Annotated in this window: 12 protein-coding genes and 2 pseudogenes; 2 read left to right on the top strand and 12 right to left on the bottom strand. The window is 65.8% G+C overall.

The genetic code is table 11. The features are described 5' to 3' along the window. Positions 1 to 4: 4 nt before the first annotated feature. The 5 genes from BDW16_RS10380 to BDW16_RS21490 all read right to left on the bottom strand — a co-directional run bounded on the left by BDW16_RS10380 (position 5) and on the right by BDW16_RS21490 (position 11,353). Positions 5 to 1,564 carry a ComEC/Rec2 family competence protein gene (locus BDW16_RS10380; RefSeq protein WP_066581565.1) on the bottom strand — a complete coding sequence of 520 codons (1,560 nt, stop codon included), beginning with the start codon at positions 1,562 to 1,564 and terminating at the stop codon, positions 5 to 7. Next, complete coding sequence (locus tag BDW16_RS10375; RefSeq protein ID WP_066581568.1) at positions 1,561 to 5,397, bottom strand: hypothetical protein; 3,837 nt, start codon at positions 5,395 to 5,397, stop codon at positions 1,561 to 1,563. Before BDW16_RS10375 ends, BDW16_RS10380 begins: the two co-directional genes overlap by 4 nt. Before the next feature lie 4 nt (positions 5,398 to 5,401). Further along, positions 5,402 to 8,953, bottom strand: coding sequence for a hypothetical protein (locus tag BDW16_RS10370; RefSeq protein WP_066581571.1), 3,552 nt, complete (start codon positions 8,951 to 8,953; stop codon positions 5,402 to 5,404). A 118-nt stretch (positions 8,954 to 9,071) separates the two neighbouring features. Then, positions 9,072 to 10,745 (bottom strand): Hint domain-containing protein, encoded by a 1,674-nt coding sequence (locus BDW16_RS10365; protein ID WP_066581572.1) that lies wholly within the window; start codon positions 10,743 to 10,745, stop codon positions 9,072 to 9,074. 401 nt (positions 10,746 to 11,146) lie between these two features. Beyond that, positions 11,147 to 11,353 carry a hypothetical protein gene (locus BDW16_RS21490; RefSeq protein WP_066581575.1) on the bottom strand — a complete coding sequence of 69 codons (207 nt, stop codon included), beginning with the start codon at positions 11,351 to 11,353 and terminating at the stop codon, positions 11,147 to 11,149. Here BDW16_RS21490 and BDW16_RS10360 point away from each other — a divergent pair. Continuing rightward, positions 11,304 to 11,515, top strand: a pseudogene (locus BDW16_RS10360) (transposase); the annotation flags it as partial. The gene BDW16_RS21490 and the pseudogene BDW16_RS10360 overlap by 50 nt on opposite strands. Next, positions 11,516 to 12,046: pseudogene (locus BDW16_RS10355) on the top strand (IS5 family transposase); the annotation flags it as partial. 109 nt (positions 12,047 to 12,155) lie between these two features. Here BDW16_RS10355 and flgL read toward each other — a convergent pair. From flgL to flgF, 7 genes are read right to left on the bottom strand one after another with little or no spacing between them, the layout of a single operon-like run. Beyond that, on the bottom strand, positions 12,156 to 13,064 hold the full coding sequence (gene flgL / locus BDW16_RS10350) for a flagellar hook-associated protein FlgL (protein ID WP_066581017.1): 909 nt from the start codon (positions 13,062 to 13,064) through the stop codon (positions 12,156 to 12,158). A 5-nt stretch (positions 13,065 to 13,069) separates the two neighbouring features. Then, the gene (flgK, locus tag BDW16_RS10345; protein ID WP_066581019.1) at positions 13,070 to 14,404 is read right to left on the bottom strand and encodes a flagellar hook-associated protein FlgK; all 1,335 of its coding nucleotides are present in this window, start codon (positions 14,402 to 14,404) and stop codon (positions 13,070 to 13,072) included. Then, entirely contained in the window at positions 14,401 to 14,745 is a 345-nt protein-coding gene (locus BDW16_RS10340) for a rod-binding protein (RefSeq protein ID WP_066581020.1), read from the bottom strand. The genes flgK and BDW16_RS10340 overlap by 4 nt, the downstream gene beginning before the upstream one ends. Next, positions 14,742 to 15,836, bottom strand: a complete 1,095-nt coding sequence (locus BDW16_RS10335; protein WP_066581023.1) for a flagellar basal body P-ring protein FlgI — start codon at positions 15,834 to 15,836, stop codon at positions 14,742 to 14,744. The genes BDW16_RS10340 and BDW16_RS10335 overlap by 4 nt, the downstream gene beginning before the upstream one ends. Positions 15,837 to 15,847: 11 nt before the next feature. Further along, a complete protein-coding gene (locus BDW16_RS10330; RefSeq protein ID WP_100362746.1) occupies positions 15,848 to 16,534 on the bottom strand; it encodes a flagellar basal body L-ring protein FlgH in 687 nt (228 codons plus the stop codon). 25 nt (positions 16,535 to 16,559) lie between these two features. After that, on the bottom strand, positions 16,560 to 17,348 hold the full coding sequence (flgG, locus tag BDW16_RS10325; RefSeq protein WP_066581025.1) for a flagellar basal-body rod protein FlgG: 789 nt from the start codon (positions 17,346 to 17,348) through the stop codon (positions 16,560 to 16,562). Between the two features lie 54 nt (positions 17,349 to 17,402). Then, complete coding sequence (flgF, locus tag BDW16_RS10320; RefSeq protein WP_066581027.1) at positions 17,403 to 18,146, bottom strand: flagellar basal-body rod protein FlgF; 744 nt, start codon at positions 18,144 to 18,146, stop codon at positions 17,403 to 17,405. Between the last annotated feature and the right edge of the window lie 24 nt (positions 18,147 to 18,170).

Below are 18,170 nucleotides of genomic sequence, written 5' to 3'. Positions count from 1 at the left end.
GCGCTCAGACATCGATCTGCCTCAGCCGGCGCAGCGGCCGGACATGCAGGGAGTGCTCGCCGCCCGCATGCAGCTCGGCAATGCGGGCAGGCGGGCGTAATGCCATCGTCCGGCTGGGTGTGGTGTCGAGCGCCGCGGGGGCATCGGCAACGGGTCGCGCTTTCCCTGCCGCGCCCCGATCCTTCGTCATTCTCATGACCGGAACCGCGACGAAATCGTCGCCGTCCTTGCGGTTCACGAGCCGTTCGAGGTCGGTGTTCCCGGTCGAGGCGACGCTCGTATAGCGCCAGGCAACGGCGAAAGGCGGGCTGGTGGTGGCACCCGATTTCGGGATGCTCGTTACCTTGCCCGGATCGGGCGGAAACGTCGCCGTCTCGTTCTTTGCAGGATCATAGGCCTGGGGACGGACATAATAGCGATTGGTGAAAATGGCGTGTTGGGTTGCAAAGGTCCACCAGTCGTCAAAGGGAGGCAGATTCTCGGTCCGCTTCTTTTTCTTCTTCGATTTGGGGTCGATCTCCTCAAGGACGATATTGAAATCGTCCTCTTCCATGAAATAGGCATTGTAGAGATGCTGGTTCCCGGTCAGCACCGGGTCGTCATACCATGACGTCGTGTCCACATAGTCCCAGAAATAGCTCATCACGAACGCCGAGGGATGGCGGAAGCTGCCGACATCCTCCGCGCTGGCGTGGATCGTCCGCGGCGCGACGCTGGCGGCGAACGCGTCGATGACCTTCTTGGCGGCATCGGGAACGCGCTCCTTCTCCCTCTGGCGCTTGGTGCGGCTCGCGGTGAGGCCGAAGGTCGTGGGCTCACTGGAATGGTGCGGCATCGTCATCGCCGCGACATTGGCAAACTTAACCGATTGATTCTTTATGATATAGTTGGCTTGAGCAATCGTTGCGCCGGTCGCGTCGCCAGTTATCACATACTCCCAGTCATCGAACGCGACGACAAAGATGAGGGAATAGGTGTTCAGCGAGTAGCTATCCGTTCGCCACTGCTTGTCGCCGATCTTCTTTCTTACCGTACGCGGCTCGCTCGAAACATGATTTCCGACAAGAAGGCGTATTTCAACCTCGTCCTTCGCGAACATCGGCGCCGTTCCATAGAAGGACGAGTTGTTCGACGGCAGCGGCTGGGGCTTGGTCGTCCCCTTGGGCTGATAGGCTTCGATCGAGGTGAGGACGTTGGTGCCGCTGTGCTTGGCGTAGAGGACGCGCGGGCCGCCATAGATGACGCTGCCGATCTCCAGGATCGGCTTCTTGGGCTTCTTGGTACCGGGCGGATCGAAGAAGGCGAGAAGATCCTGCACCAGATTGATGTGATCGCTGTCGCTGTGGGACAGCGAGAAGAAGTCGATCCGCGGTTTGGTCATCGACGTGAGCTGCTTTACGAGATAGTCGACCGACGGGCCGCCGGCCTCGTCCTTGGCACGTTCCGAACCGAGATCGAGAAGCGCGGTCGCGGTGATCTTGGTGCCCGTATAGATCTCGACAAAGGTACCCGAGCCCTGACCCACGTCGAGCATGGTCACTGCGATCTTGCTGGCCTTGGTCATTGTGGTCCCCCCCGGGAGCGCCGTCCCGACCGCGCGTTGCGGAGTTGGCGGAGCTTCTCATGCCGGCGCAGCGGCGGCGGGGCCGGTTCCACCTCGCCACCCGCGGGCGCCGCCAGCCGAACCCGGCCCGGTCTTGCCTGCGCCTTCTCTTCCTCCTTCGTGTCCTTGGCATAGGCGGCATACCAGCCCAGCTTGCTGCTGCCGCTCTGGTCGGGATTGCCGAACAGGACGATGTCGTTGTTGCCGGGCGGGAAATTGAGCAACCCGAGGACCGAAAGCGTGAACTGGTGCAGGCGCAGCAGATAGACCAGGGCGTCGTTCTCATCGATATAGGTGAGAAACTGGAAGTTGCGGAAGCCGAGACTCAGAACGCCCTGCAACGGCCATTGCACGCCCTCGGCCGGGCCGGTGTCGATCTTGAGGCCGAGATATTGCGGCGGCGTCGACTTCGGCTCCGCTCCCGGCTGCCAGGCAGCAAGTACTTCCACGCCGATACCGACACTGCCAAGCAGCGCCCCCAACGTACCGAGATCGAGCGTGAAGCGCAGCCCGTACCAGGGCGCGGCAAGCGGCGTCTGCTCAAGTGGCGCGGAGACCGAGGTGAAGCCGACGTCCTCCGGACTGGTGCCCGTTGCCGTGTCCGACTGGCGTTCCTGGTCCTCCGTCGGCAGCACAGCCACGAGCCCGTTCAGCGCCAGCGGGAAATGGCCGACGAGCGACTGTGCCCGCACGCTGCTGTTCGCCAGGTCGAAGGACAGATTGCCTTCGTCCACGCGGAACTGCTTGCTCGCCGCATCGCCACCCAGCGCGAACTGCATCGAGACGACGAGTCCGCTATAGCGCAGGCCCACGGTGGAATCGGTCGGCACACCCTCGGCGACGCGCTCGGGACCGAAGGAATAAAGGTCGAATGCCTGCGGCGCGCCGAACTGCAGCGTGCCCGAAAGCGTGAAATCGGTGACGAGCTGGCCGGCGGTGCTACCGGCACTGCGGGTCTGCAGCGCTACGGTGGAGACGTCGATCGTCGACAGTACCGACGCGCGGGTGCCATAGCTGTTCAGGCCCTCGAGCACGAAGCTGTAGACCGCAACCGTTCCCACGCGTTGATAGCCACCGTCGAGCACCAGGTTGTTGCCGTGCTCGGTCTGCGCTTTGGTCAGGAAATCCGAGAAGAGCCGGTTCGCCAGCAGCTCGGCCTTCGCGGAGAAATCCGTCAACGCCGAATTGGCGAAGCTGGCGCGCAGCTGCAGCGTCTTGAAGTCGAACGCAACGGTCTCCTCGCTGTAGAGGTCGACCGGGTCGTTATAGTCGATAAGGCCGAAGGCGGCTGTATTCTGAAGCGTCGGCTGAGTGCCGGCGACCACGAACGGCGTCTGGGACAGGCCGAGATGGTGCGCATAGAAGCGATCGGTATCGATGCCTGCGGTCAGGAACAGCAGGTCGGCGGGCATCTCGGCGATGTCGACCGGTGCGTTCAGGAACAGGAAGCCGTTCCAGGCCGAATTGTCGACAACATCGTCGAAAAAGCGCCGATAGGGTGAGCCGGCCTCGGCCGTCGCCGCACTGGCGAAGATGTCGAGGATCAGCCGCTGCGTCTGGCCGATCGTCCCGCCGGCGATCGGCGGCACCGCGACCTCGGGCCACAGCCAGCTGCTGCTGTCGGCAACGAGGTCCGACAGCGACCGGTTGCAGAATTTGGCGAGCATCATGGTAGGGCTGTTCACCGTCGCCTCGAGCTCGCCGTTCGGGCCACCCTCGTCGAGCCCGAGCCGCCAGGGTCGCCAGGCGCGCGGCGAAACCTGGAAGGTCCAGCCGTCCATCTGCGCCTGCAACAGCCCGGCCATGGCGAGATAGACCGGCAGATAGGTTGGCGTGGCCGCCACGCCGATACAGGCGACGAAATCGGCTTCGGTGTCGAAGGGCTGGGTCTTGCCGTTCAACGCCGCATAGACGGCGGTGACGATGGATTGCGGCACGCCCTTTGCCAGCAGCAAAGCCGTGTTCAGCGCGGTTTCCAGCAATTCGTAGCGGACCGAGGTCGCCTGCATCAGCACATCGGGGTTCGCCGCGACGAAGAACAGCTGGTTGCTCTGAAGCGCCGACTTGAAATTGCCGGTGACCACCGTGAAGTCGAGGCGCGGATAATCGGTGTTCGGCATATTGGCGATGTAGACGCCGTCATAGTCCTGATAGTCCGGGGTCAACTCGACGACCAGGCCCTGGGGGGTCACCCCCAGCGGATCGGCTTCGTCCCGGACCCGCCGGAGCGGGCCGAACGAAGGCGGTTCCTTCCCCGCCGCAAGTGCGTGACGTGCCTTGGCGCGCTCGCCATAATGGGTATCGATCTGGAAATGGCGGTAGGGCGCGATGCTCGCATTCTCCAGTTCCTCGGCAAGGGCGATGCTGCCGCTGCTCAGCCCCGCATAGGCCCCGAACGGAAATACCGGCGGCGTCCCCGACGCGGTCAGCGTCGCCGCCGGCATCGGGTTGAAATCGAGGAAGTTCGCGGCGATCTGGCTCTTGCCCGAGAAGATCGGCGCCTGGCGTGGCTGCGCGAAATAGACGGCGTCGCTCGCGCTCCCCACCGGCAGGATGGCAGCGTGCGAGGTGGTGGCGGTATCGTTCAGCGCATCTGCGACCGTCGGTGCGTCGGGCGCCCCGTCCCCGGCGGGAATGGCGAAGGCCGGGTTATCGCCCGCAAATACGATCTGGTGGCTATTGGCAGAGATCTCGACATATTCGAGCCCCGAAAGGCCGGTGAGCAGCTGATAGGGGGCGGCGGCCCCACCCTCGGGCGGAACCACGCCGATCTGGAACGCGCCATCGGGACTGAGATGATAAAGGATACCGTCGTCGCGGCTGCTTCCTTGAACCGGCGCGGCGCCGAAGACGAATCGTGCATCGGGCGCGCCCCCGGCGGCGGCGAGCGGAGTCAGCGTGACCGGATAACCCAGCGTCGTGCGAAGAAAAGAGGCGAGCGCGGGCGCCTCATCCCCGATCTCGGGCGCCAGCGAAACATGGGTACGCGCACCGGCCAGCGGGTTGAGCGGGTCAAAGGCGAGCGCAGCGGAAATCGCCGTCGGCTGGCCGTCGAACACGCTCTGGAACAGCAGCCGCGTCGCATTCTGCACTGCGATCTGTTGCGGCGTCACCTCGCTGTCGAGCGCGAGCGGCGGAGCGGCGTAGCAAAGGCCGATCCCGAACTGGTTCCAGATCGATTCCGCATTCTGGCCGGCCGGTGCCGCCGGGACCGTGAACTGGCCGGTCAGGCTGGCAACGGCCGCGCCATCGAACGGCATCGCGAGCGTATCCGCCGTGAACGCAGCATCGCCGTCAGGCCCGAGGAATGCGCCCCCGCCTGCAAAGGCGATACCGCCCCCGGCGTTGTCCGCAATCTGGGTCAGCGCACCGAGGCCGGCGATCTCCAGCCCGTAATAGCCGAGCCGAAAGCCGGTCGCCCTGATCGTGCGCCACGTGATGGTGGCACCCGAGCCCTGGGCCTGAGCCTGAAGCACAGTAAGGCGCCATTGGATCATCGGCGCATCGGGATTCTCGATCCAGAGCAGCCGCAATTGTTCGGGCGGCGCGAGATTGGGGCGCAGTGCATCGAACCCGCTGAGGAACACCGCCCAGTCCGCGGGCGTCGTACCCAGCACCAGATAGGTACCGCCCTTGTCTTGCCAGATCTGCGTCGTCGAGAGCGTGCCCGACAGGGACGAGCCGGGCGCCGCGCAATAGCCGGCCCAAAAGCCGGGCGCGCCGGCCTGTGCGCTGGTGGACAGCGCGAAGATCCGGCTGCCTGCCTGCTGCTCGAAGACCGGAACCGAGGGCAAGGGATCAGAACCCAGCGGTCAGGATCTGGTCGCCCGCGAGCAATGGCAGCGAGTAACCGTCCAGCCCGCTGCCCGCTGTGTAGACCACCCCACCCTGCCAATCGAGCATCACCTCCAGCTGCGCCGCGAGGCTGCCCGCCGCAGACGTGGCGGTCTGGCCTGGGCCACTCGCGCGCAGCAGACGCAGACCGCCGCTCCGGCCTGCCGCGTTCGGCCTTCGCTGGAGTTGCTCGAGCAGATTACCGAGACTCGTTCCGACTGGAACCAGCCGCTCGCCGCCGTCGACACGCACCCGGATCATCGCTTCCAATGTGCTTCGTCCCCGGAAATAGGCGGTGGCATATTGCTGTGGATTGGGGGTCGCGCCGTTGATCGCGGTAAAGCTCGCCGCCGCGACGATGGCGAAGTTGAGGTTGGTCTGGTTGGCGTTGGTCGTGCTGCTTGGCGAGAGCAAGGTGGCCGGCACGAACGCGCGGAAATAGGGCTGCTGGAACTGCGGATAGTAAAGGTCTGCTGCCGCCGCCACGCCCGACTGGCCCATGCCCGTTGTGCTCTTGAACGGTGCCGGGACCTGCAGCGCGTTGTGCGAGGCCAGCTGGTTCAGGAACCCGTCGAAACCGACACGCCAGGCACCATTTGTGTGATAGCTGCCAACCTCGAAGTCGAACACCGTGGCGCCGGCATAGCCGTTGAGCCATGTCGGCAGCGACTGCTCGTTGATGCTGACATAGTCGCTGAGCACGACGCGCAGCACCATTCCCGGACGCAGGTCGACATAAGCGCTGCCCGCGCTGGTCGAGAGCGACAGCCCGTAATTATAGTAGAGCTGCTCGTCGAAGGTCTGGGGCATCATCCGCCCGATCGCATTCTGCACCAGGTAGATGCCGTAAGGACTGGCCCCCGCCAGCCCCGTCCCCGGCGCTTCCAGGCTGGTGAGCAGCTGGACATAGTCCGTCTGCAGCGCCGGACGGACCGAGGTGGTGTCGAAGCTCCATACCGCCGTGTCGGCTGCGATGGTCAGCTTGTACGGCAGATCGGCGTCGCCCGATGCCGCGACCGTGAACGGCCCGCTGACGATCGGATTCGGGCCGAGCGCGTCCGTCGTCAGGCCGAGTTGCGGAAGATAGAGGGTGATCGCCTCCGCAGGCGGGTTGGCCGCATCGCTGCCCAGATTGGCTTGCGCCGTCGCCGGATAGGCATAGGGCGTCGCGCTCGCCGCCGGCTGCTGGCTCAGGAAAAAGGCCGGGGCGAACAACGGTATCGCATTGGCCGAAAGACCGACCCCCTCGGCGGTGACCGGCTGGACATAGACCGAATAGGCCTTGGCCGGATCCGCCGCGAAAGCGAGCGAGCCCGCCGTCCCGTTGACGGTCACGCTGGCAGCGGCGGTCGCAGTGGCGGCGTTGTCGTAGATCGACAGAATATGCGCGTCCGCGCTGCCATGCGCCTCCCAGCTGGCGGTTACCGCGATCCCGTCATAGCGTGCAGCCGCCAGCGTATCCGCCGCGGTCGGGACTGCGACCGCGGCGCTGTACGGACCGGTCACGATCACGCCGTTGGCGGTCTGCGTCGAGGCGACCTGATAGCGCAGCCCGGCATCGACCCCGGCCGCGCTGGTCAGCGTGTAGCTTGTCGTGCTGCTCGACTGGCTCGTGCCGTCGGAGAATTGCAGCACGTAGCTGATGCCAGTGCCGGCATCCGCCCAGTTCAACGTGGCCAGTCCGGTCGCGGGGTTGGTCGTCGCCGCCGCGATGCGCGGCGCGGCGAGGATCGCGGTCGCCTGCTGGCCGGCCGCCATCGACCGGTCGGCAATGACACGCACCGGCCCCAAGAGCAGATCGACCATGGCAACCGCGCTGCCGCCAGCCGGCACCGAAAGGCCCGCCAGCGGTACGGCTGCGGCGGTGCCGCCGGTCGGCGCGCCAACGAGCAGCGTCTGGTTCGCGCCTGCACCAGCGCCGTTAATGACCCTGATTGCATAGGCCGCATCCGGCCCGGCGGGAAGCCCTGTGGGCGCCGTCCATGCCACCGCGAGCTGATCGGCACTGGCGGTGACCGTTGCCAGCGTCGGTGTGACGAAGGCGAGCGGCTGGGCCGCGGCAGGCGACGTACCGCCGCTGACGCCGGTTGCCAGCAGCGAGAGCGTCTGGGTCGCACCCGCGGTGATCGCCGTCTTGGCGAAGCTGAGCACCGCCGCCACCCCGCTGGTCGTCGCAGTCGCCAGCGGCGTGGCGCTGCCGCTTTGCATGACGCTGACCGTATAGCTGGCCACGCTCGACGGGCTGTCCGGCAGCGGCGCCCAATGGCAGGCGACCTGCCAGTTGGCGCTGTTCGACGGATCGGTCTGGATCGTGACGGCAACGGGCGCGGGCGCTGTCGCAAGCAAAGTCGCCGGCGCGCTGCGCGGACCGGTGGTCTTGCCGTCGCTCGACTTGCCGCGCGCGACCACGGTCAGGCCGACAGCGCCACTCGCGGCATAGGTGAAGGTCAGCTTGCCGCTGGCCGCCGCCACCGGCCCGGCAACGACATCGTCGCCACGCAGCAGCCAACCCTCGCTCGCCGCTGCGCTGGTGGTGACGCTGGCCTCGACCGCGGCGCCGTTGATCGCGACGTTGCTGACCGTCGGTGCCGCCGTGATCAGCGGGATACTGAGCGGCGCCGCACCGATAGCGAGCGCCTGGGTCTGGACGACTGCGGTGACACCGGACGCAGCGTCCGTCGCCACCCCGAAGCCCGCCGAGGTCGGACCGCCGTCAAAGCCGGCAATCTCGGCGCCACTGACCTGCACCGCCACCCGGCTGCCTTGCGGGATCGGCGCGCCCTGCACCCCGTCGAGCCCCCAGACGAGCGAGACAGCCGCCCCGTCATAGTCCGCCTGGATCAGCGAAGATGCGGCCTGCGGGACGGTCTGCGGCGGGCTGAACGGCCCCTGGCTGAACGGCGCGGCAAAGCTGCCGGCGCCGCCGGGGTTCACCGCCGGGATCAGTGCGGTCGCATAGATGCGATAGGGCGCCGGATAGCCGGACACCCCGACCGTTGCGGTACTGCCCTCGACATTCGCGCTGCCCGCGAACGCCCAGACGCCGCCCGAATAGCCATAGACCAGCAGCTGTGCCCCGATCTGGAAGCTGCTCTGGCCATAATCGAGCAACGCGGTGACGTTCTGCCCGTCGAAGCTGGCGCTCGTCACGGTGACCAGGGCGGCCGTGACCGGCGCGGTGGCAACCGCCTCGCTCCAGTCGATGCCGTCGGGCGACGTACCCTGCGGCACCCAGATGAGATCCACGAGGTAGCTGGTGGTCGCGGAAAGCGGAAAGGAGGGCTGGTAGAGCGCGTAGATCGGCGAGGTGCCTGCGCCCGACGTAGCCGACACGCCGATCACCATCGGATCGTTCGCCAGCCGCAACCGAATCACCAGCACAAGATTGGGTGGTGTCGTGGGCACGCTCGACTGCTTGACGTTGACCGTCAGGCCGGCGGTCCCGCGCCCTGGCGGCAGGGTCGCATAGGGGCTGACATAGTAGATGCTGGAGATGATGTCGGCCGGGCTGGTCATCCCGATTCTCCCCTCGATGAACAGGCCTGAATGGCGGGCCGGAACTCAGGGCCTGGATGCTTGGCCGGCCGCCATGGGGACGCGTGTGCGGCCCATGGCGGCTCGGGTCAGCGGTGGATCAGAAGCGGCGATGCGCGAAGGCGGACCTGCAATCCGTATGCAGGTGTTCGGGCGCGCGCGCGAGAATGGCGTCAAGGTCGTTGCGCCGCTTCAGCGTGTGCGACCGCATCGCCAGGTGATCGCCACTGCCGATCCCGCCGGTAAAATAGACGGCGGCATCGGTCGGATAATCGCTGCCGGTCACCTCATCGACGCTGCCGATCGCGAGCGAGTAACAGAAGCCGTCATACGGGATGACGTTGTTGCCGGTGACGCTCGCCGCCCCGTCGATCGTCAGAACCTCGTCACCCTCTGCGAGGTCGCAGATCTGGGCGAACGAGCCGTCGGCCATCGCGATGAGATGGGCGCCGCTGGCGCTGAGCGACAGCCCGTTGTCGGTCTCCAGCGTGTAGACCGCCGCGGTGCCGCTGGCATCGCCGCCCGACTGATGCGCACCGTGCCGCGTCGCACGCACCTGCCAGGCGCGACCATCGGCACTCCTCACACGGTGGCCGTTGTTGATCTCCTCGATCGGCAGCGTCTCGCCGCTCTCAAGCGTCACTTGCGTCCCCTGGACGGCGCAGTGCCACCAGAACATCAGGTTATCGATCGTGGTGCAGTTTACCGAATGCGCTTCCGGCGAGTTCTTCGAACAGACGTAGAAGGTCTGGTTGGGCTGCCCGTTCTGCATCGGGATGTCGAACATGAAGTAGAAATAGCTGACGATTTCGGACTGCAGGTTCGACACTTGATACACCAGCGACGCGGTGTTGGCGTAATAGGTGTTCGGTCCGTCATAGGGATAGGACCAGGTCACGACATTGGGCGGACTGCCCTGATGAACGCCGGCCACCAGCGCCGTATCGGTAGTGTATTGCGAGTCCCGCGGGATCGTCCATGAACCGCCGCTGCCATCGTCGACGACGATGTTGGTCAGCAGGTTGCTGACGGTCAGCGCTGAAAGGTTGGGCGTCCCCGACAGCGCTGCACTGCCGACGAACGGGCAGATTAGATTGGGCTGGGTGATGTTTCCGACGCTGCTCGGATTGAGGTAGATATAGTCGCAGTCGTTGTTCTGGTAGCCGTTCATCCGGCCGACGCAGATTTCGACCACGGTATGGCCGGACTTGGAGATCACCGGCTGGGTGACGGTCGCCTGGATGCCCTGGCCGGTGTCGGCCTCGGTCGCCATGGCGAAGAAGCGGCTGTTCCCGGCCGGATCGGTGGCGTGGCTCAGCTGCAGGAGCTTCATGCCGTCGCTCGGGGCTGCGGCGGCTAGCGCGCCGCGGGTGGGACAGCTCAGGAAGCCGCTGGACAGCGCGCTGTTCTCGCCACAGGCCACCAATGCGCCCGTTTCACGATCGAACGCGAAGAGCACGCCGCCGAGCATCAGCACATCGCCGCCGGCAGAGGTCCAGACTGTCGCCGTCGCCTTGCCATCCGCAGTAGGACCGGCATCGACCAGCATAAGCGCATCCGCGGGCGGATCGCTGGGAGGCGCGGTGTCGAGCGCCGCGAACAAGGCCGGATATTTCTCCGCAGTGAAACCGCCGGCTTCCAGGCTGATCCGAATGGCCTGATTCTGCTGTGAATCACGCGGATCCAGCGCCTTGGTCTGTCCGGGCGGGAGGCCCTGCCACAGGTCGTGCAACGTATCGAGATCGGTCGTCGACAGCTCCGGTAACGCTTCCATGTCCTTCTCCCCAAAGGAAACCAACGCAGAGGCCCAAATGCGCGCCATGTTCATGGGGTGGATCGACTCAACCCCTAAAATACTTTCACGCGTCCAGCTGCTTATGACGAATACTACCCGTTGCCAACATTACAATTTAATTATGTTCCAAATAGTCCATTTCGGACAAGGAACATAACATTATAGGATGTAATATATTCACGGAAACGACACTGAATCCATCACGAAAAATCGCAAACATATTATATAATACATAACTGCAATACTATTTGGTGAACCTGATTTTAGTATATCGATATAGATTTTCATGAATTTGTAGAAACTACGCGAGGGCAATTTCCTACTGATTGCGGGACGCAAACGCGCCGGGCATGTCGATGGTGCACGGGACATGCTGGACGTCACAACTCGCCCGACATCCGGCCGGAAACGCACAACTCAATGGAAGCTGATGGGGTGGCGCCGAAGAGCGTGGTGCGATGGTCTTCAGCCGCTAGCTGGCGAGAGCCAAGCTGCTCGACTTCTTCGCGACACAACCGGCTTGCGTAGTCGCGCTCGAGGCATGTGACGGTGCGCATCATCGGTCCCATCGCCGCCACTGTGATCATCGCGCTGGCTCCGCCCGTCGAGACGTTCGCCAAAAGCCGCGACTTCGCCGCCTGGCTCGGCCTCGCGCCTCGCCAACACTCAACCGGCGCAAGCAGCGGCTTGGCAGCATATCGAAGATGGGCGAGCGCACGATCAGCCGGTTGCTGATCATCGGCGGCAGCTATGGGCCGCACAAGACGCTCTACAATCGCTGGAAGCGGTGGGGCGAGATGGGCGTCTTCGCCCGGATAATGGAAGGGCTGTCGACCGCGGGGGCTGAGCGCAAGACGGGGATGATCGACGCGACCTATTTGAAGGCGTACCGCACCGCTTCGAGTCTGGCGGTAAAAAGGGGATCTCGGAGGGCTGGTCGGTCGCACCAAAGGCGGCATGAACACCAAGCTTCATGCCGTCACCGATGCCAACGGCCGTCCGCTAAGCTTCTTCATGACCGCCGGTCAGATCAGCGATTACATCGGCGCAGCGGCACTGCTCGATGAATTGCCCAAAGCGCAATGGCTGCTCGCCGACCGGGGCTATGATGCCGACTGGTTCAGGGACGCCCTGAGGAAAGGGGATCAGGCCCTTGCATCCCAGGCCGGAAATCCCGCAATGAGCCGATCAAATACGACAAACGCCGTTACAGGCGTCGAAGCCGCATCGAGATCATGTTCGGCCGTCTGAAGGACTGGCGCCGGATCGCCACCCGCTACCCCCTTATCGAGTTATGAGTTCGCGACCTAATAAACCGGGTCTTTTGGTGCTCGGCAATGCTGAGTACGTCCCGCACCAGCCTGCACCGGGTGCCGAGACGTTCGAGCGTCAGCGGATATAGTCGAACAGCGACAGGCTGGTGAGCTTGCTGAAGCTCGCCTGCGTCGCCTGGAGGATCGTCAGTGTCTTCTGCAGCTCGGCGATCGCCGTGGCCGGGTTGACGTCCTCGATCCCCGAACGGGTCGTTTCGCGTGCCGCATCGGCATCGGTCAGGCGATCGGCTTCCAGATCCATGCGGAAAGCGCGCGCGCCGACCGAGGCGCGCGTGGTGCCGACCTGGTCGAGCGCAGCGTCGAGATCCTTCATCGCGGTTTCGATCCCGCCCGTTTCGCCGCCGGGTTCGAGCGCGGCGGCGAAGGCGCTGAGGATGGCGAACATGTCGGTCGTGCCATTGGCTCCGGCGATGCCGCCAAAGGCGCGCGCGCCGGTTTCGGTCGCGGCGATATCGACACCCTCGCCGACCGGGATCGTCGCGGCCTCGCCCTGACCGACATAGGCGATCGAGCCATCGGGCTGGCGCGCATAGGCTGAATCGCCGGCTGCGCCGCCGAACAGGGGCTGTCCGCGGCTGTCCTTGGTGTTCGCGACCCCGAGCAGATCGGCGATGATCGCCTGGACGTCCTTGAGGATCGCCGCGCGCCCCTCCGGCGTCACGGTGTCGCTATTGGCCTGTACCGCGAGCGTCTTGGCGCGCTGGAGCTGGGTCTCGACCGTTTCGAGCGCGCCGTCGGTCGCGGCGAGCAGCGACTGCGCCATCTTGACGTTGGACGTGTAGGCGCCGTCGTCGGCGGTCGCGCGCTTGAGGCCCGACAGCTGCTGCCAGCCCGACGCACTGTCCGACGGCGCGAGGATCTTCTTTCCGGTCGCGACCTGGGTCTGCAACCGGTCGGCCTGGCTGTTCAGGCTGGCCATCAGCAGCGACGGTCGGTCAAAGCTCTGGGCGGTCGTCACACGCATTGCGGTCACCGGATATCAAAGAGGGTCTGGAGCGTTTCGCGCGCCACCTGGATGACGCGGCTCGACGCCTGATAGGCTTGCTGGAAACGGATCAGATCTACCGCTTCCTCGTCGACATTGACGCCCGCGATCGAATCGCGTGCGGCCGCGGCGTTCGAGCGGATCGTCGATTGCACCTCGGCGATCGAACGGCGCGCTGCGAGCGCGCTCGCATTGTCGGTGGTGAGCGTGGTCAGGCTGCCTTCGAACTTGCCCTCCTTGCGGAGCGTGGCGAGCGCAGCGAGGTTGCCGTTGTTCCGTTCGCCGCCGCCCGGCGCCGCCGCGGCAATCCTGCGCGGATCGTCGAGGACGAGCTTGAAATCCGACGCGCCGGTGGCGCTGAACATCGCCGTACCGGCATCGCCGTCGAGATCCTCGCCGCCTGCCTGGACGGCATTGACGCCGTTGGCGAGATCGACGGCGATCCGGTCGAGCGCGTCGCGGGCATCGGCGATGCGTGCAGCGCCCTCGGCCACGCCCGCCAGCGCACCGCCGCCGGGCGCAAGCGCATGGCTGCCGTCGATGCCGTACACGGCGAACGAGGTCGCGCCGTCGGGTCCCCGCGCATAAGTCGCGACCGCGGCCTGCTCGCCCTGGACGAGCAGCGGCCCGCCTGCGCCAGCCTTGACGGTGGCGCGGCCGGCCGTGTCCAAGCTGACGCTGACATCGGTGAGCGCGCTCATCGATTCGAGCAGCCGGTCGCGCTCGTCGAGCAGGGCTGCCTGCGAACTGGTGCCCTGCGACGCGCGGCCGAGCGCCGAATTGACCTTGGCGAGGCTGGCCGAGAGGCTGTTGAGCTGACCGGCCATCGCGCCGGCGCTGGCGTCGAGATCGGCGAGCGCGCCGTCGAGCGCGGCGCCAGTCGCCGAGAAGGCGGTGGCGAGGCTGGCGGCAGCCTGAAGCATCGTCGCGCGCGGGGCGCTGGCCGAAGGATCGGCAGCGAGCGCCGTCGCGGCATTGAAGAAGGCGGTCAGGCGCTCGTCCAGCTTGTTGCCGGTCAGTGCGCCTTCGATCCGGCCGAGCCACACTGCCCCCGCCTCGCTCCGCGCGAGATCGGACCCGGCGGCGCGGACTTCGGCGTTGCGCAGGTCGCTGCCCGAGCGCGTGATGCCGGAGACGGTGACGCCGAGGCCGTTGAGCACGCGGTTCGAGCCGTCGCTGGGCGCGGCGATCTCGCGCGTGCCGGTGACGCGGCGCGAATAGCCCGCGGTGCCTGCATTGGCGATATTCTCCGACGTCGTGGTCAGCGCGGTCTGGTACGCGCGAACGCCGCTGGCGCCGATCGAGAGCATGTCGGTCATTCGGGCTTACCTTCCGCCGGCGGTGCGGCTTCCGTGACGCTTCCCGCCTTGGCGAGGAATGCGGTCATCGCCTTGCCGATCCCTATCGGCGTATGCGCGGCCATGTTCTCGGCCAACTTCTGATCCTGCATATCGCGGAACTGGTCGAGCGCCTGGCTTTCGAAGAGGCTGTCGGCGAGCTTCGCCTTGCGCATCGACGCGAGCATCATCTTGGTGAAGATCGCCTCGAACTGCTCGCCCGCCTTGTCGAGATTGTCGCGCGTGCCGAGGCGAGAGGTGTCGGTGGAAACCGTACCAGCCAGCTTGAGCGTTGCAGGAGAAGGCGCGCGAAACTCGGTCACAGGACGATCAGCTCCGCCTTGAGCGCGCCGGCCTGCTTCAGGGCCTCGAGGATCGCGACGAGATCGGCCGGGGACGCGCCGATCGCGTTCACCGCCTTGACCACATCGGCAAGCTTCGGACCCGGGTCCAGCAGGAACATCGGACGCCTCTCCTCCTCGACGCCGACCGTGCTGCGCTGTTCGAGGGCGGTTTCCCCCTGGCTGAACGGTGCGGGCTGGCTGACGCGCTGCGCTTCATCAATACGAACAGTCAGTTTACCATGTGTTACCGCGGCGGGACTGACCCGGACGGCCGAGTTGATCACCACCGTTCCGGTGCGCGCGTTGACGATGACCTTGGCCGGCGCTTCGGCGGCATCGACGGCGAGATTCTCGATCTCGCTCATCATCTGCGCGCGCACGTCCGCGCCGGGCTTGGCCATCACCGCGACCGACACGCCGTCGATCGCACGGGCGGTACCGAAACCGAAACGACCGTTGATCGCATCCGCGACGCGCTGCGCCGTGGTGAAGTCCGACCGGGCGAGATTGTAGGTGAGCATCGGCGTGTCGGCGAAGCCGGTCTCGACCGCGCGCTCGACCGTCGCTCCCTCGGGGATGCGGCCCGAGGAGGGCGTGTTGACGACGATCTTCGACCCGTCGGCGCCTTCCGCGCCAAGGCCGCCAACGGCGAGGTTGCCCTGTGCCATCGCATAGATCTGGCCATCGGCACCGATCAGCGGGGTCAGCACCAGCGTGCCGCCGCGCAGCGACTTGGCCTTGCCCATCGACGAGACGGTGATGTCGAGTTTCTGCCCCGGCTTGGCGAAGGGCGGCAGCTCGGCGGTAATCATCACCACCGCGGCGTTCTTGAGCGCCGGGTTGACTCCAGGCGGCAGCGCCAAGCCGAAGCGGGCGGTGACGCCCTTCATCGACTGGACGGTATATTCGAGATTGTCGTCGCCCGTGCCGGGCAGGCCGACGACGATGCCATAGCCGGTCAGCTGGTTCGAACGGATGCCCTGGAACGCGCCCAGATCCTTGATCCGCTCGGCCGCGACGGGCTGGGCGAAGAGGAAAGCGGTGAGCAGGGCGATGAGGAATCGAGTCATGTGCGGTTTCCTCAGAACGGGCTGATGACCGAGAAGAAGCGGCTGAGCCACCCCTGACGGCTGGCGCGGGCGACATCGCCCTTGCCGGTGTAAGCGATGCGGGCATCGGCGACGCGGGTGGAGGCGATGCGGTTGTTCGCATCGATATCGGTCGCGCGGACCACGCCCTTGATCTGGACGAACTCGTCGCCGCGGTTGAGCGTCACGCGCTTCTGCCCCTGAACCAGCATGGTGCCGTTGGGATAGACTGCCGCGACAGTGACGGTGATCTCACCCGACAGCGCGTTCGACTGGTCGGCGCTGCCCGCGCCCTTGAAGTTGCGCTTGCCGCTGAGGCTGGCGTCGCTTTCCTTGAACAGCGACAGCGCGCCGGTGCTGGGCGGGGTAAGTCCGAAGCCGCCGCCGCTGTCGAGCTGCGAGCCTGCGGACTTGGATGCGCTGGTGCGCTCGACCAGCACGATCGTCAGCGGATCGCCGACGCGGCGCGCGCGCGTGCCCTCGTGCAGTGCGGCATAGCCTTCGCTCGCCTGGAAGATCGACCCATTGGCCGGCGCGGCGGCGGCGGGCGCGACCGGAAGCGAGGCGCTGAAGTCCTCCCTCGGCCCCTTCTTGCCGAACAGCTGTGCCTTGGCGGGCTGGGCGATGGCGATCGCCGCGACGATCGCGGCGCCGGTGAGCAGGCCTGCTGCGAACTTCATGACATTCCCCCTGGAAGCTCTGGCCTCAGATGTTCTGATTGACATATTTGAGCATCTCGTCGGACGCCGAGATCATCTTCGAGTTCACCTCATAGGCGCGCTGGGTCTCGATCATGTCGACCAGCTCCTCGACGACATTGACGTTCGAACCCTCGAGCATGCCCTGGCGGATCTTGCCGCGGCCGTCCTGCCCGGCGATGCCGAGATTGACCGCGCCGCTGGCCGAGGTCTCGACCAGGAAATTGTCGCCGATCGCCTGCAGCCCCGCCGAGTTCGGGAAGGCCGCGATCTGGATCTGGCCGATCTGGCTCGATTCGGTCTGGCCGGGCACGGTCGCGGAAACGGTGCCGTCGGTGCCGACGGTGATCGCGGTCGCGCCCTCCGGGATCGTGATGCCGGGCATCACCTGATAGCCCTCGGCCGTTACCAGCAGCCCTTCGGGGCTACGGGTGAAATTTCCTGCACGGGTATAGCCGAGCTGGCCGCCGGGCATCTGCACCTGGAAGAAGCCGTTGCCGTCGAGCGCCATGTCGAGCGCGCCGCCCGTCGTCTGGAACGAACCCTGGGTGTCGATCCGCGCGGTGCCCTGGACGCGGACGCCGGTGCCGAGGTTGAGGCCGGTGGCGTATTGCGTCTCCGACGTGCTTGCCGAACCGGGCGCAGTGACGACCTGATAGGCGAGCGCTTCGAACGAGGCGCGGTCACGCTTGAAGCCCGTGGTGTTCACGTTGGCGAGGTTGTTCGAGATCACCCGCATGCGCATGTCCTGGGCATCAAGCCCGGTGCGCGCGATGTGCATTGCTGCAGAACCCATAGCCTATTCCTTCCTCAAATCTCTCAGCTCACGCGCATCACGCGTGCTGATGTTTCAGCTGACGCGCATCAGGCTCGCGGAGCTCTCGTCCATGTTCTTCGCTTCGCGGAGCAGGTTGGCCTGCACCTCGTAGCTGCGCTGGTTCTCGATCATGTCGACCAGCGCCTGTGTGAGGTTGACGTTCGACTGTTCGAGCGAACCGGTCTGGACGCGCGCGTCGAGATCGGCGGGCAGAACGCCGCCACCGCGGACGTGGAGCAGATTGTCGAGCCCCTTGACGGTGCGGCTGCCCTGATCGCTGACGAGTTTCAGCTGATCGATCACCTGTGGCGGGGCGGCGGGATCCGCGCCCGGCGCCACGATCGAAATCGTGCCGTCCTCGGCGATCATGATCTTGTCGTGTGGCGGCACGGTGATGGGGCCCCCCGACCCCATCACCGGGAAACCGTCGCCGGTTTCCAAGACGCCACTCGGCGCGATTCGGAGATCGCCGCGCCGTGTGTAAGCTTCGCTGCCGTCGGCAGCCTGCACGCCAAGCCAGTTGTCGCCCGTGATGGCGACATCGAGCCCGCGGCCGGTCTGGACGACCGTGCCGGCGCGCCGGTCCATATCGACCACGGTCTCGGCGCTGGGCTGGCGGCTGTCGTGGCCTTCGCCCTTCACCATCATCCGTTCGAAATTGACCCGGTCGGCGCGGAAGCCGATCGTGGAGGCGTTCGCGATGTTGTTCGCGATCGTCGCCTGCGCGTCCATCTGGCCCTTGAGCCCAGACAGCGCGGTATAGACGAGCCTGTCCATCGATTGTGCCTCCTAACCGGGTGA

Origin of the sequence: Sphingomonas koreensis (assembly GCF_002797435.1) — a bacterium.
GTDB classification, from domain to species: domain Bacteria; phylum Pseudomonadota; class Alphaproteobacteria; order Sphingomonadales; family Sphingomonadaceae; genus Sphingomonas; species Sphingomonas koreensis.
Note: the sequence above shows the minus strand (reverse complement) of the source record. Positions and strands in the feature narration are given on the sequence as shown.